This window comes from Hydrogenophaga sp. NFH-34, assembly GCF_021401345.1.
Classification (GTDB): Bacteria; Pseudomonadota; Gammaproteobacteria; order Burkholderiales; family Burkholderiaceae_C; genus Hydrogenophaga; species Hydrogenophaga electricum.
The window spans coordinates 192,734-205,719 of record NZ_JACBGE010000005.1 but is presented as its reverse complement, the minus strand read 5'-3'; the positions used below and the strand labels follow the sequence as shown (position 1 = coordinate 205,719).

The following is a 12,986-nucleotide window of genomic DNA, read 5'->3' as shown; positions in this document are numbered from 1 at the left end:
CCTCGGGGTGCGCGCTGCGGCCTCAGGCCGCGGCCTTGACCGGCTGGAAGGTCTTGGCGTCCGAGATGCGCAGCGTGGCACTCACGCTGCCGCTGCGCCCGTCCTCGAACTTGACCTGGGTTTCGATGTACTGCTCGGCCTTGCCGCCGTAGAGCGCGTCGACCAGCACGCCGTACTTGTCGCCGATGAAGCCGCGCCGGACCTTGTTGGTGCGGGTCAGCTCGCCGTCGTCGGCATCCAGTTCCTTGTGCAGCACCAGGAAGCGGCTGATCTGGCTGCCGGCCAGCAGCTCGTCGCGGCTGAGGTCGGCGTTGACCTTTTCCACACAGTCCTTGATGAGTTCGTACACCTCGGGCTTGGCGGCCAGGTCGGTGTAACCCGCGTACGGCAGGTTGCGCCGCTCGGCCCAGTTGCCCACGGCCTCGAAGTCGATGTTGATCATCACGCAGACCTTCTCGCGCCCGTCGCCGAAGGCCACCGCTTCCTTGATGTGCGAGAAGAACTTGAGCTTGTTCTCCACGTACTTGGGCGCGAACATGGCGCCGTCGTGCGCGCCGCCGCGCAGCCGGCCGACGTCCTTGACGCGGTCGATGATCTTCAGGTGGCCGTCCTTGTCGATGAAGCCCGCGTCGCTGGTGTGGTACCAGCCGTCGGCGCCGAGCACCTCTTCGGTGGCCTTGGGGTTTTTGTAGTACTCCTTGAGCAGGCCCGGCGATCGGACCAGGATTTCCCCGGTGTCCGACAGCTTGATTTCCACGCCTTCGCAGGGCACGCCCACGGTGTCGGCGCGCGCCTCGTGGTCGGGCTGCAGGCACACGAACACGGCGGTTTCGGTGGAGCCGTAGAGCTGCTTGAGGTTGATGCCGATGCTGCGGTAGAAGCTGAACAGGTCGGGGCCGATGGCTTCGCCCGCGGTGTAGGCCACGCGCACCCGCGACAGCCCCAGGTTGTTGCGCAGCGGGCCGTAGACCAGCAGGTTGCCCAGGGCGTACTTCAGACCGTCCAGGAAGCCGACCGGCTTGCCGTCCATCCGGTCGGGGCCGACACGGCGGGCCACGTCCATGAAGGTGTGGAACATCTTGCGCTTGAGCGCGCCCGCGTCTTCCATGCGGATCATCACGCTGGTGAGCAGGCCTTCGAACACGCGCGGCGGGGCGAAGTAGTAGGTCGGGCCCACCTCCTTCAGATCGATGCTGACCGTGGCACCCGACTCGGGGCAGTTCACCACGTAGCCGGTGACCAGCCATTGCGCGTAGCTGAAGATGTTCTGCCCGATCCAGGCCGGCGGCAGGTAGGCCAGCACCTCGTCCTGGGGGGTCAGCCGGTCGAACTTGCTGCCGACGGTGGCGCGGTCGATCAGGGTGCGGTGGGTGTGCACCACGCCCTTGGGATTGCCGGTGGTGCCCGAGGTGAAGAACATGGCGGCCACGTCCTCAGGCCGGGCCTTGGCGATCTCCTCGCGGAACAGGTCGGGGTGGGCCTTGGCGTGGGCCTGGCCGGCGCCGATCAGCTCGTCCAGGCCCGCCAGGCCGGGCTGGTCGTAGTTGCGCAGGCCGCGCGGATCGTCGTAGTACAGGTGCTGCAGCTGCGGGCACTGCGGCTGGATCTCCAGCATCTTGTCGACCTGCTCCTGGTCTTCCACCACCGCGAAGCGCACCTCGGCGTTGTTGATCGGGAACACGCATTCGGCAGCCACCGCGTCCTGGTACAGCGGCACGGGAATGGCGCCCAGCGCCTGGGCGGCCATCATGGCGGCGTAAAGGCGCGGACGGTTGGCGCCGACGACGATGAGGTGCTCGCCGCGCTGCAGGCCGGCCTGGTGCAGCCCACAGGCGATGCTTTCGACCAGCTTGGCCATCTCGCCCCACGAGGTGGTCTGCCAGATCCCGTATTCCTTCTCGCGCATGGCCGGCGCTTCGGGCCGCTGCCTGGCGTGTTCCAGCAGCAGCTGGGGGAAGGTCGTTTGCATGGTGCTTGTCTCCTTGTGCCGCGCAATCGGGGCGGCGGGGTGGAGCGGATGGGCGACCACCGGCCACCGATCCGTACCAACTGGCCTGCATGGTAGGCACGATGTTTGACGTCGTGTTGTCGGTACGACGACAATCGAAGGGTCAACCCTCCTAGGACTTTCCCTAGCCAATGTGTCCCGGACTTGCCGCATGAGTGCCTTTCGCCCCTCCCGCCCTGGTTCGGTCCTGCGCGAGACCGCCCGTCCTCCCCAACGCGCCGAGCTGGACGAAATTCCCTGGGTGCGGGCCCTTTCCGGCGAAGAGCGGCTGCGCGCGGAGGAGGCGCTGATCGTGGGCGAGATCCAGGCCGGCGACACCATCTGCCGGTACGGCCGCACCGTGACCTACTGGTTCGGCCTGCTCGATGGTCTGCTCAAGATGAGCAACGACGACTCGCAGGGTTTTCTCATCACTTTCACCGGGATTGCCCCAGGGGGCTGGTTCGGGGAGGGCACGGCGCTCAAGCGCGAGGCCTATCGCTACAACGTGCTGGCCCTGCGGCGCAGCCGCGTGGCCGGTTTGCCGGTCGACACCTTCCACTGGCTGCTCGACCACTCGATCGGGTTCAACCGCTTCGTGATGAACCAACTGAACGAGCGCCTGGGGCAGTTCATCGCCGCGCGCGAGATCGACCGCATCAACAACCCCGACCTGCGCGTGGCGCGCAACCTGGCGGCGTTGTTCCATCCGCTGCTTTCGCCCAACGTGGGCGGCGTGCTGCGCATCACCCAGCAGGAACTGGCCTACCTGGTGGGGCTGTCGCGCCAGCGGGTGAACGAGGCCCTCGCCGCCCTGTCGGCCAAAGGCTGGATCCGGGTTGAATACGGCGGCCTGCGCATGCTCGACCTTCAGGCCTTGCGCACGGGCGAGCTGTAGGCGCCGACCGTCACGGCGGGGCAGGACCGTGGGATGATTCGCACATGACCGAAAAAACCACCAAGACGCTGCAACTCAAACCCCAGGCGGCCACCGGCAAACCCACCGCCCCGCGGCCGCCTGTGCGGCCCCGGGGACCGGCGCGTGCCCGTCCGCTGTCGGAGGTTCAGGCCGAGCGGGCGGCCTACGAAGCGGCCCGCGAAGCGTGGAACCCGCCGGGCGAACGCAGCGCCCCCCGGGGGCCGGCGCGCCCGGGGGGGGCACCGGCTGGGCGCCAGGGCAGCGAGCGCGGTGATCGTGGTGATCGTGGTGATCGCGGCCCCCGAAACGAACGCACCGAGCGTGGTGAGCGGCCACCGGGGCGAACCAATCCGGCGGCCCGAGCACCGCGCCCGCCGGCTGCGGAGCGCTCGCCGGGCGACAGTATCCGCCTCAACAAGCGGCTGGCCGATCTGGGCCTGTGTTCGCGGCGCGAGGCCGACGAATGGATCGAGCGCGGCTGGGTGGAAGTCAACGGCCAGACGGCGCAGATGGGCCAGGCCGTGACCGAGGCCGACCGCATCGACGTGCTGCCCGCCGCCCAGCACCGGCAGGACAGCCGCGTGACCATCCTGCTGCACAAGCCCGTGGGCTACGTGAGTGCGCAGGCCGAAGACGGCCACGAAAGCGCCGCCGTACTGGTGCAGCCCCGCAACCAGTGGCGCAGCGACCCGCTCATCCGGCGCGGGCCGAGCTGGCAGCCGCAGCACGCGCGCGGCCTGGCGCCGGCCGGCCGGCTCGACATCGACTCCACCGGCCTGCTGGTGCTCACGCAGGACGGCCGCGTCGCCCGCACCCTGATCGGCGAGGATTCCGGCATCGAGAAGGAATACCTGGTGCGGGTGCACTGGGCGCCCAACGGACCCAAGGGTGCGGACGTGGTCACGCAGGATGTGCAGGCCGTGTTTCCCGCCGAAAGTCTGGCCTTGCTGCGCCACGGCCTCAGCCTGGATGACCAGCCGCTCAAGCCGGCACAGGTCGACTGGCAGAACCCCGAGCAGCTGCGCTTTGTGCTCACCGAAGGCAAGAAGCGCCAGATTCGCCGCATGTGCGAACAGGTCGGTCTGCACGTGGTGGGGCTCAAGCGCATCCGCATGGGCCGCATCGTGCTGGGCCAACTGCCGGTGGGCCAGTGGCGCTACCTGCGGCCGGACGAGCGTTTCTGAACCGGGGCCTGGACGGCCCCACCCGAAGCGAGGAAGCCCATGTCTGGTGGTGACTGGAAAGAACTGTACGACGCGGCCTGCACCGGGGACGAGGCGCTGGCGCGCTACCACCTCAGTGCCGGGGTGGACCCCAACTACCAGCACCCGGAGGTGATGTGCACGCCGCTGGTGGCGAGCCTGGTCCACGGGCACGACGCCGTGGCCCAACTGCTGCTCGAACACGGTGCCGACCCCAACCTCCGCTCCGACTTCGACGACCTCACGCCCCTGGAGGCCGCGACCCGCCATGGGCGGGCGCCCTTCGTCAAGCGCCTGAAGGCGCTGGGCGCTGAGCCGCGCCGGCCCAAGCCGTTCTGGTGGCGCTGGCTGCCGGTGTGATCGCCGGTCCCGGCAGGGCTTGAAACCCTGCCCTGCGCCCATAATTTCGCCCTTGCGCGTGCTGCCTGCCCGCCGGCTGTCGCCAGCCCGGGGCACGGGCAGCGGTTTCCTTTGTCACTCTTTTTGATCCGAGCATGAGCAAACAGACCCTGAACTTCCAGGCCGAAGTGGCCCAGCTGCTGCACCTCGTCACCCACTCGCTGTACTCCAACAAGGAAATCTTCCTGCGCGAACTGATTTCCAACGCGTCGGACGCCTGCGACAAGCTGCGTTTCGAGGCGCTGGACCAGGCCTCGCTGTACGAGGACGCCCCGAACCTCGAAGTGCGCGTGGCCTTCGACAAGGACGCCCGCACGCTCACCATCACCGACAACGGCATCGGCATGAGCCAGGCCGAGGCGGTGGAGCACCTGGGCACCATCGCCAAGAGCGGCACCAAGGACTTCATGGGACGCCTCAGCGGCGACCAGAAGAAGGACGCGCAGCTCATCGGCCAGTTCGGCGTCGGCTTCTATTCGGGCTTCATCGTGGCCGACCGCATCACGGTGGAAAGCCGCCGTGCCGGCCTGCCTGCTGCCGAAGGCGTGCGCTGGGTCAGCGCCGGCACGGGCGACTTCGAGGTCGAGACCATCGAGCGCGCGGCCCGCGGCACCAGCGTGATCCTGCACCTGCGCGAGGACGCCACCGAGTACCTGAGCCACTGGAAGCTCCAGCAGATCATCGGCAAATACTCCGACCACATCAGCCTGCCCATCCTGATGCAGAAGGAGACGTGGGACGCCGAGAAGAGCGAGTACGTCACCCAGGATGAATGGGAGGCCGTCAACTCGGCGTCGGCCCTGTGGACCCGGCCCAAGAAGGACATCAGCGGCGAGCAGTACGTCGAGTTCTACAAGGTCATCAGCTACGACCAGGAAGCCCCGCTGGCCTGGAGCCACAACCGCGTCGAAGGCAGCACCGAATACACGCAACTGCTGTACATCCCGGCCAAGGCGCCGGCCGATCTCTGGAACCGCGACCGCAAGGCCGGCATCAAGCTGTACGTCAAGCGCGTGTTCATCATGGACGAGGCCGACGCGCTGATGCCGGCCTACCTGCGCTGGGTCAAGGGCGTGGTCGACTCGGCCGACCTGCCGCTCAACGTGAGCCGCGAACTGCTGCAGGAAAGCCGCGATGTGAAGGCCATCCGCGAAGGCAACACCCGCCGCGTGCTGGCCATGCTGGAAGACCTGGCCCGGAAGGACAAGGCGCCCGAGACCGCCGAGGGCCAGGACGGCGTGACCGACGTGGTCAGCGAAGAAGACAAGGCCGAACAGGCCCAGGACGCGGGCAAGTACACCGCCTTCTACGCCGAGTTCGGCGCCGCGCTCAAGGAAGGCCTGGGCGAGGATTTCGCCAACCGCGAGAAGCTGGCCAAGCTGCTGCGTTTCGCCTCCACGCAGAGCGATGCGGTGAGCGTGTCCTTCGCCGACTACAAGGCGCGCATGAAGGATGGCCAGAAAGCCATTTACTACATCACCGCCGACACGCTGGCGGCGGCCAAGAACAGCCCGCAGCTCGAACTCTTCCGCAAGAAGGGCATCGAGGTGCTGCTGATGACCGACCGCGTCGATGAGTGGGCGCTGTCGTTCCTGCCGGAGTTCGACGGCACGCCGCTGCAGAGCGTGGCCAAAGGCGCGGTCGATCTGGGCGAACTGCAGGACGAGGACGAGAAGAAGGCGGCCGAGCAGGCGGCCGAGAGCTTCAAGCCGGTGCTGGAGAAGCTCAAGGCGTCGCTCAAGGACAAGGCCAAGGACGTGCGCGTGACCACGCGCCTGGTCGATTCCCCGGCCTGCCTGGTGGTGGAAGACGGCGACTATTCCACCCAGCTGGCACGGCTGCTCAAGTCGGCCGGCCAGAAGGCGCCCGAGGTGCAGCCCATCCTCGAAGTCAACGCGGAGCACCCGCTGGTGAAGAAACTTGACGGCTCCAGCCACTTTGACGATCTGGCGCACATCCTGTTCGACCAGGCGCTGCTGGCCGAAGGCGGTCTGCCGGACGATCCTGCGGCCTACGTGCGGCGTGTGAACGCGCTGTTGGCCTGAGCCTGCCAACCTCGCGAAAAAGGGCGCCCCAGGGCGCCCTTTTTTTCTGCAGCGCGGGGCGTTGGCCCCGGCCGCCCGGCACTCAGGCCAGGGTGATGGTGACGTCGATGTTGCCGCGCGTGGCGTTGGAGTAGGGGCAGACCTGGTGGGCGGTGTCGACCAGGGCTTGCGCGGCCGCGCGGTCCATGCCGGGCAGGTGCACCGTCAGGCGTGCGGCGATGCCGTAGGCCTGGCCGACCGGGCCCAGGTCCACCTCGGCATCGATGGCCACATCGGCCGGCACGCTGATCTTCTGCTTGGCGGCCACGGCCTTGATGGCGCCGATGAAGCAGGCGGAGTAGCCGGCGGCGAACAGCTGTTCGGGGTTGGTGCCGGTGCCCGACGTGCCGGGCGGCGAGAGCTTCACGTCCAGGCGGCCGTCGTCGGTGCGCGAGGCGCCGTCGCGGCCACCGGTGGTGTGGGCGTGGGCGGTGTAGAGGACTTTATCGAGCGATGCCATGGTGGTCTTCCTTGAAGTGGGCTTGCGGGGCAAGCGGGGTGGTGAACGGAAAAAGGGATCAGGTGTGGAGGCGGGACCGCAGCCCCTGCAACTGCCGGGTCATGGCGCGGATCTCGTCCAGCTCGCACTGCGTGGCCTGCCGGATGCAGGCCGGAATGCGCAGGGCGCGCGCCTTCAGTTGCCGGCCGCTGGGGGTCAGGCGCACCAGCACGCGGCGCTCGTCCGCGGTGTCGCGCAAACGGCTCACATGGCCGGCGGCTTCGAGGCGCTTGAGCAGCGGGGTCAGCGTGCCCGAATCGAGGAACAGGCGCTCGCCGAGTTCGGAGACGGTCAGGCCATCGCGCTCCCACAGCGCCAGCAAAGCCAGGTACTGCGGATAGGTCAGCCCGAGTTCGTCCAGCATCGGTTTGTAGAGCTTGGTCATGGCCAGCGATGCGGAATACAGCGCGAAGCACAGTTGGTTGTCCAGCAGCAGGGACGGGTCGTTGTCGGTCATCGGGGAGGCCATGGGTCGTATTATTTCGAACAATTAAATTGTGTGCAATGTAATTGTTCGAAAGACCCTAGTGTCGACCCAGGATAAGGCCCGGAACGGGTGGGGGCTTCGGGTCCGTGGCCCTTACCGGGCCGTGGTCACCTGCTGGAGTTCGGCGAGCAGTTGCGAGGCGCGCTGGGTGTGGAGGGCCTGCTGCTGGGTGGCGGCCTGGATCTCGTCCAGCGCCTGCCGGGTCTGGTTCAGGGCGTGGAGCAGGTGACGCAGGCAGGTTTCGGTGTCGCCGGACAGACGCCGGCCTTCTTCGGCCTGGCGCCCGGTCTGGCTCAGGTGCCGGGCGAGTTCCCGGGTGGCTTCGGAAGAGCGGTCGGCCAGCCGGCGCATCTCCTCGGTGACGACCACGAGGCCCTGTTCACCGGCGCGCGCGGCCTCGACCGCCCCGTTCAGGGCCGTCTGGTGAGACTGTCCGGCGATCTCGCCGATCAGCCCGAGAACCTGGTGCACGCTGTCGCTGGTCTGGCAGAGTGCGTCCGCAGTGGCCTGGATGCGGGTCAGGCAGCGGCCGCTCTCTTCCGCCTGATGCTGGGTGTCGTTGCCCAGGCGGCGCGACTGGCGGACCTGGTCGTCCAGGTGTCCGAGGCCACCCTGCATCGCGTTGAGCGTCTCCGACAGGGCATCGATCTGGCGGCCGAACCGCTGTTCGCGCTGTACCTGCTCGGTCACGTCCATGGCGAACTTGACGATTTTCCAGGGCCTGCCCTGGTGGTCGAGGACGGGGTTGTAGGTGGCCTGGATCCAGACCTCGGTGCCCTGTTTGCTCAGGCGGCAGAAACGGCCACTCTGAAAACGGCCCTGTGCCAGGTCGGCCCAGAAGTGCCGGTACGTGGGCGACGCCAGCACATCGGGCGGGCAGAAGAGACTGTGGTGCTGCCCCAGCACTTCGTGCTCGGCGTAGCCCAGTGCCCGCAGGAAGTTGGCGTTGGCCGAGAGCACACGGCCTTCGAGGTCGAATTCGACCACCGCCTGCGAGCGCGAGAGCGCGTCGATCTTGCTGGTGGCTTCGGCGGCGAGGCGCTTGGCCTCGGTGATGTCGGTGCTGAACTCCACCACCTTGAGGACCCGGCCCGCGGTGTCGAAAACCGGGTTGTAGCTGGCGCGCACCCAGACATCGTTGCCCTGTTTGTCGACCCGGTGGAATACGCCGGCGAGCAGCTCGCCGCGGGCCAGCTGGGCCCAGCGCTCCTGGTATTCGGGGGAGCGCGCGCGGTCTTCGGTGCAGAACATGCGGTGATGCTGGCCCACGACTTCGTCAAGTGTGTAGCCCAGCGTTTCGAGGAAGTTGTCGTTGGCGTGCAGCACGTGCCCGCTCAGATCGAATTCGACCACGCCCTGGACGCGGTCGATGGCGCGGGTCAGGCTTTCGTTGTCGGCGGTGCGGCGCTTGATGTCGGTGATGTCGGTGGCGAACTTGACCACCTTCACCGGGTAGCCTTCGGGGTCGAACACCGGGTTGTAGCTGGCCTGGATCCAGACCGGCTGGCCGTCGCTGCGCAGACGCCGGAACTCGCCGCTGTGCACCCGGCCAGAGGCGAGCTGGTCCCAGAAAGCATCGTAGGCGCGGCTCTGCGCGTAGGCGGGTTCGCAGAACAGGCGGTGGTGCTGGCCCCGGATCTCGCTCAGGGAATAGCCCATGAGCCGCAGGAAGTTGTCGTTGGCGTGCAGCACGTGCCCGCTGAGGTCGAACTCGATGACCGCCTGCACACGGTCGATCGCGTCGATCAGGGCCTGCACCTCGGCGCCCTGCTGTTTGCGTTCGGTGATGTCGGTGGCGAACTTGATCACGCGGACGGGTTGCCCCTCCGAGTCCAGCACCGGGTTGTAGCTGGCCTGGATCCAGACTTCGCGCCCGTCCTTGCCCAGCCGCTTGAACTCCCCGCTGTGGACCTGGCCGGAAGCAAGGTGGTCCCAGAACGCGGTGTATTCGGCAGTCTGGCTGTGGCCCGGGGTGCAGAACATGCGGTGGTGTTGGCCCTGGATGTCTTCGAGGCGGTAGCCCATCAGGTCCAGAAAGATGTCGTTCGCGTGCAGGACATGGCCGCCGAGGTCGAACTCGATGACGGCCTGGACCCGGTCGATCGCGGCCAGGCGCGCGGCCACGTCGGCGTGGAAATCCTTGCTGTCGGTGAGGTCGCTGGCCAGGTGCAGCACCCGCAGGACCACGCCTTCGCTGTCGACCGTCGGATGGAAGTGCGAGAGGAGCCAGAGGTGGCGGCCGTCGCGCGCGAGGTTCTGGAATTCACCGGTCACGCCCTGGCCCTGCGCCAGGTGTTCCCAGGCAATTTCGTGCGCCTCGTCGCCCGGCAGGCACAGTTCCAGATAGTGCCGGCCAACGAGGGACTCCGTGGTGTAGCCGAGCATCTGGACGAAGCGCTCGTTGGCGCGAAGCAGGGTGCCGTCGGCCGCGTACTCGGCAATGGCGTGGGCCTGATCGATGGTCTCCAGCATGGCTTGCTGCGCCAGGTGGTCGGTTTCGGCAGCGAAGCGGGTCTCAAGGCGGGAGTAGGCGGTCATGGGGTCCTGACTGACGAAGATCGAAGGGCGCGGCGGTTTTGCGCGCAGCGCGTCCTGAAGTCATCGTCGGGGCGAGCGCGTTCTTGAACATGCACCTGTGGCGGTCAGGGGCTTTTGAACCGTGGCGTTGCCAGGCGTGGGAAAACGGCTATGCCCTTTGCCTGCCGGGCGCACCGGCCAGCGCTGATGGCGCCCGGCTCAGGCCACCAGCGGCGGCGCCTGCATGTCTTCGATCTGTTCGACCAGCATGTCCACCTGGCCTTGCCAGTAATCGCGGCTGCCGAACCAGGGGAAATTGATCGGGAAGGTGGGGTCGTCCCAGCGGCGGGCGATCCAGGCGCTGTAGTGGATCAGGCGCAATGTGCGCAGCGGCTCGACCAGGGCGAGTTCGCGCCGGTCGAAGTCGCGCACCTGTTCGTAGCCGTCGAGCAGGGCGCCGAGCTGCTGGTTGCGCTGGGCGCGCTCGCCCGAGAGCAGCATCCACAGGTCCTGCACGGCCGGGCCGGTGCGGGCATCGTCCAGGTCGACGAAGTGCGGGCCGGCGCCGGGCTGACCGTCCGGGGTCCAGAGGATGTTGCCCGGATGGCAATCGCCGTGCAGGCGCAGGCTGCGGTGGTCGGCGGACAGCGGCTGGGGTTGCAGCAGCCAATGGGATTCAATGAGTGTGAGCGCTTCCTCGCAATGCCGCGTCCAGGCGCTGCGCACTTCGGGCGCGATGGCTTCGTGCGCCAGCAGCCAGTCGCGCGGCTCGTGCAGGAAGGTCTGGCTGTCCAGCGCCGGCCGGTGCTGGAAAGGCCGGGCAGCGCCCACGCTGTGCAGGCGGGCGAGGAAGCGGCCGATCCACTCCAGCACGTCGAAGTCGTCCAGTTCCGGGCGGCGGCCGCCGCGGCGCGGGCTGACGGCAAAGGCAAAGCCGTCGAAATGGTGCAGCGTGCGGCCGTTCAGTGGCAGCGGGGCGACAACGGGCACTTCGGCGGCCACCAGTTCGGCCGCGAAGTCGTGTTCCTCCTGAATCTGGGCGTCGCTCCAGCGTCCGGGTCGGTAGAATTTCACCACCACCTGGCTGTGCCCGTCCACGGGCGATTCGAGCGCGGCCTGGTAGACCCGGTTCTCATAGCTGCCCAGGGTGTCCAGCCGGCCGTCGCCCCAGAGGCCGACGCTGGCCAGCGCGTCGAGCACCCGGTCCGGCGTGAGCCGGGCGTAAGCGTGACCGGCAGGCGGGGTGGGGGGCGCGTGGGTGGAATCGTTCGTGGGCATCGGGCGATTGTCGCTGTGCCGGCAGTGGTGGCGGCGCGTCCTTATGATCGCCCCATGCCGAAACCGTCTTCACGCCACCGCGCCGCACCCACGCTGCAGCAGCAACTGCCCGAGTTGCGCGAGGGCCAGTCCGTCGAACTGCTGCAGGAGCTGCACATCCTCACGCGCGAGGGCAAGCTCAACCAGGATACGCGGCGCAAACTCAAGCAGGTCTACCACCTGGTGCAATTCATCGAGCCGCTGCTGCAGCAGGTGCTGGACGAGCGTGGCGACGTGACACTGGCCGACCACGGCGCCGGCAAGTCCTACCTGGGGTTCATCCTCTACGACCTGTTCTTCAAAGCCAAGTCCACCGGCTGGGTGTACGGCGTGGAGGCGCGCAGCGAGCTGGTCGAGAAATCGGTGGCGCTGGCGCAGCGCCTCGGGTTTCAGCGCATGAAGTTTCTGGCCACCACCGTGCAGCAGGCCATGGACCACCCGGACCTGCCGCCGCAGATCGACGTGGTGACGGCACTGCATGCCTGCGACACCGCCACCGACGACGCCATCGCCTTCGGGCTGGCGCGCCAGGCGCGTTTCATGGTGCTGGTGCCTTGTTGCCAGGCCGAAGTGGCGTCGGTGATGCGCCAGCACAAGGCACTGAACCTGTCGCGCACGCCGCTGGCCGAACTCTGGCGGCACCCGCTGCACACACGCGAGTTCGGCAGCCAGATCACCAACGTGCTGCGCTGCCTGCAACTGGAGGCGCAGGGTTACGAGGTCACGGTGACCGAACTCGTGGGCTGGGAGCACTCCATGAAGAACGAGCTGATCGTGGCGCGCCGGCGGCCGTCTCCGCAGGCTGCTCTGCAGGCCCGCGCGGGCGAACGCCTGCGGGCCTTGCTGGACGAATGCGGTCTGCAGCCGCTGGCCGGGCGCTTCCGCGCCTGACCAGGGCGTTTATTTGCCGGGTGCTTTCGCCGGCGGCTTGGCCGCGGGCGCATTGCCGCTGGCGGGGCCCTGGGCGGCCGCGAGGCGATCGCCGATGGACTTTTCCAGGGCCTGCACCCGCGGGCCCACCGTGCTGCGGGTCTCGGCCACCAGCTTCGACTGCAGCGCCTGTTGCATCTCGCTGCTGAGTTGCTGGTACTTGGCGAACGCGGGGGATTCGAGCACGGCGATGACCTGGCGCAGCTCGTCCTCGGTGAACTTCTGCTCCAGCAGGCTGCCGATGGTGGACGGCGCCAGCGCGACCGCGCGGCTGCGCACCTGGGGCACGGTGTCGTTCAGGTATTTCTGCACGTCGCCCTGCACATCTTTGCCCAGGGCGTCCTGTTTGTCGGCCGGCACGCGGGCAGCGACCACCTGGCTCGCCCGTTCGAGCAGGATGGCGGCCGGTTCCTCGACCAGGGAGCGGGCCAGGTTCTCGATGCCGGGCTGCTGCAGGCGAACCAGTTTGCTCACCAGCTCCTTTTTGGCGGGGCTGACGGGCTCGGGCGCCTGGGCGTGGGCCAGGGTGGCGCAGGCACACAGCAGGAACACGGCCGGGGCGTGGCGTGGCAGATGCGGGCGCAGGCGGGCCAGCGGGAACATTTGTTGGAGCTTCATATTCGTAGTGGACCACAAGCCCATGTC

The 12,986-nt window shown here is 67.8% G+C and carries 11 protein-coding genes; 5 read left to right on the top strand and 6 right to left on the bottom strand.

Annotation, left to right across the window (positions count from 1 at the left end; genetic code table 11):
* Positions 1-22: 22 nt before the first annotated feature.
* A complete protein-coding gene (locus L0977_RS06825) occupies positions 23-1,969 on the bottom strand; it encodes an AMP-dependent synthetase/ligase (protein ID WP_234264099.1) in 1,947 nt (648 codons plus the stop codon).
* Positions 1,970-2,159: 190 nt separating this feature from the next.
* Between L0977_RS06825 and L0977_RS06820 the strand changes: the two genes are divergently transcribed.
* The 4 genes from L0977_RS06820 (at position 2,160) to htpG (ending at position 6,552) form a co-directional block, all read left to right on the top strand.
* On the top strand, positions 2,160-2,885 hold the full coding sequence (locus tag L0977_RS06820) for a Crp/Fnr family transcriptional regulator (protein ID WP_234264098.1): 726 nt from the start codon (positions 2,160-2,162) through the stop codon (positions 2,883-2,885).
* Positions 2,886-2,929: 44 nt separating this feature from the next.
* Positions 2,930-4,090, top strand: coding sequence for a pseudouridine synthase (locus L0977_RS06815; RefSeq protein WP_234264097.1), 1,161 nt, complete (start codon positions 2,930-2,932; stop codon positions 4,088-4,090).
* Between the two features lie 39 nt (positions 4,091-4,129).
* Positions 4,130-4,468: an ankyrin repeat domain-containing protein gene (locus L0977_RS06810; RefSeq protein WP_059400350.1), complete on the top strand. Its 339-nt coding sequence runs from the start codon at positions 4,130-4,132 to the stop codon at positions 4,466-4,468.
* 134 nt (positions 4,469-4,602) lie between these two features.
* On the top strand, positions 4,603-6,552 hold the full coding sequence (gene htpG, locus L0977_RS06805; protein ID WP_234264096.1) for a molecular chaperone HtpG: 1,950 nt from the start codon (positions 4,603-4,605) through the stop codon (positions 6,550-6,552).
* A gap of 82 nt (positions 6,553-6,634) precedes the next feature.
* Here htpG and L0977_RS06800 read toward each other — a convergent pair whose 3' ends face one another.
* The 4 genes from L0977_RS06800 to L0977_RS06785 all read right to left on the bottom strand — a co-directional run bounded on the left by L0977_RS06800 (position 6,635) and on the right by L0977_RS06785 (position 11,372).
* Complete coding sequence (locus L0977_RS06800; protein ID WP_234264095.1) at positions 6,635-7,051, bottom strand: organic hydroperoxide resistance protein; 417 nt, start codon at positions 7,049-7,051, stop codon at positions 6,635-6,637.
* Between the two features lie 58 nt (positions 7,052-7,109).
* The gene (locus L0977_RS06795) at positions 7,110-7,559 is read right to left on the bottom strand and encodes a MarR family winged helix-turn-helix transcriptional regulator (protein ID WP_234264094.1); all 450 of its coding nucleotides are present in this window, start codon (positions 7,557-7,559) and stop codon (positions 7,110-7,112) included.
* Positions 7,560-7,670: 111 nt separating this feature from the next.
* The gene (locus L0977_RS06790; protein WP_234264093.1) at positions 7,671-10,115 is read right to left on the bottom strand and encodes a methyl-accepting chemotaxis protein; all 2,445 of its coding nucleotides are present in this window, start codon (positions 10,113-10,115) and stop codon (positions 7,671-7,673) included.
* 198 nt (positions 10,116-10,313) lie between these two features.
* Positions 10,314-11,372, bottom strand: a complete 1,059-nt coding sequence (locus L0977_RS06785) for a serine/threonine protein kinase (protein ID WP_234264092.1) — start codon at positions 11,370-11,372, stop codon at positions 10,314-10,316.
* A 54-nt stretch (positions 11,373-11,426) separates the two neighbouring features.
* Here L0977_RS06785 and L0977_RS06780 point away from each other — a divergent pair, with 54 nt between their 5' ends.
* Positions 11,427-12,302 carry a class I SAM-dependent methyltransferase gene (locus L0977_RS06780; protein WP_234264091.1) on the top strand — a complete coding sequence of 292 codons (876 nt, stop codon included), beginning with the start codon at positions 11,427-11,429 and terminating at the stop codon, positions 12,300-12,302.
* A gap of 9 nt (positions 12,303-12,311) precedes the next feature.
* Here L0977_RS06780 and L0977_RS06775 read toward each other — a convergent pair whose 3' ends face one another.
* Positions 12,312-12,959: a hypothetical protein gene (locus tag L0977_RS06775; protein ID WP_234264090.1), complete on the bottom strand. Its 648-nt coding sequence runs from the start codon at positions 12,957-12,959 to the stop codon at positions 12,312-12,314.
* Between the last annotated feature and the right edge of the window lie 27 nt (positions 12,960-12,986).

Bases quoted from the DNA above. Each gene is read 5' to 3' on its own strand.
- L0977_RS06815 (WP_234264097.1), top strand. From the start codon at position 2,930: ATGACCGAAAAAACCACCAAGACGCTGCAACTCAAACCCCAGGCGGCC.
- L0977_RS06780 (WP_234264091.1), top strand. From the start codon at position 11,427: ATGCCGAAACCGTCTTCACGCCACCGCGCCGCACCCACGCTGCAGCAG.
- L0977_RS06825 (WP_234264099.1), bottom strand. From the start codon at position 1,969: ATGCAAACGACCTTCCCCCAGCTGCTGCTGGAACACGCCAGGCAGCGG.
- L0977_RS06790 (WP_234264093.1), bottom strand. From the start codon at position 10,115: ATGACCGCCTACTCCCGCCTTGAGACCCGCTTCGCTGCCGAAACCGAC.
- L0977_RS06820 (WP_234264098.1), top strand. From the start codon at position 2,160: ATGAGTGCCTTTCGCCCCTCCCGCCCTGGTTCGGTCCTGCGCGAGACC.
- L0977_RS06785 (WP_234264092.1), bottom strand. From the start codon at position 11,372: ATGCCCACGAACGATTCCACCCACGCGCCCCCCACCCCGCCTGCCGGT.
- L0977_RS06775 (WP_234264090.1), bottom strand. From the start codon at position 12,959: ATGAAGCTCCAACAAATGTTCCCGCTGGCCCGCCTGCGCCCGCATCTG.
- L0977_RS06800 (WP_234264095.1), bottom strand. From the start codon at position 7,051: ATGGCATCGCTCGATAAAGTCCTCTACACCGCCCACGCCCACACCACC.
- L0977_RS06795 (WP_234264094.1), bottom strand. From the start codon at position 7,559: ATGGCCTCCCCGATGACCGACAACGACCCGTCCCTGCTGCTGGACAAC.
- L0977_RS06810 (WP_059400350.1), top strand. From the start codon at position 4,130: ATGTCTGGTGGTGACTGGAAAGAACTGTACGACGCGGCCTGCACCGGG.
- htpG (WP_234264096.1), top strand. From the start codon at position 4,603: ATGAGCAAACAGACCCTGAACTTCCAGGCCGAAGTGGCCCAGCTGCTG.